This is a genomic window from Porphyromonas uenonis 60-3, assembly GCF_000174775.1.
Taxonomy (GTDB): Bacteria; Bacteroidota; Bacteroidia; order Bacteroidales; family Porphyromonadaceae; genus Porphyromonas; species Porphyromonas uenonis_A.
In genome coordinates this window covers 1-562 of sequence record NZ_ACLR01000057.1, presented here as the reverse complement: position 1 = coordinate 562, position 562 = coordinate 1, and the positions used below count along the sequence as shown (strand labels likewise).

Sequence of the window (562 nt, the reverse complement as noted above, 5' to 3'; positions counted from 1 at the left end):
AAAAGGTTTATTTGGTTTCTTCCGCTCCCAAAGCAGGTGAAAAGCAAAAGGTTTATTTGCTCTCAGAAAATACCCAAGTGGCTGATGTAGAGCAAAGTACTGCTAATCCTCTTAGCTCTTCTTCCACCACTCAGGAGGAAAAAGCAAAAGGTTTTGCCTCTTTCCCCCCTTCGTCCCCCTTTTCTCTTTCCCCTGTAACCCCTAACTCTATACCCCCTATAATCCCCCAATCTCGTCATCTTCGCTTCGCTCAGATGACCCAGCTCCAGCCCCGTGCGCGTGAGGCAAAATTTTTGGGAGCCGATGACGGGCAATTAAGCCTGACGGACGTATCACCCCATAAAGGCTTAAGGAAGCAGGAGGCTCTCGCCTTCGTAGATTACTTCAATGGCAAGCTAGCAACAAAGCAAGCTAACATACCAGCGTTGCGCTCTCTGCAAGGAAGTCGTCTAGCTGAACTAAATGCCCGCCTTCGAGAGTATGGCGAAGATGCCCTGCTGGAGGCTGTTGACAATCTCGTGTCAAGCGAGATGCTCAATGGGCAGAATGCTAGAGGTTGGCA

General features: G+C 49.6%; 1 protein-coding gene. It reads left to right on the top strand.

Going from position 1 to position 562, the window contains the following annotated elements:
* Positions 1-254: 254 nt before the first annotated feature.
* Positions 255-562, top strand: a 308-nt coding sequence (locus PORUE0001_RS10530; RefSeq protein ID WP_410524542.1) for a hypothetical protein, incomplete at its 3' end; no start/stop codon positions are given.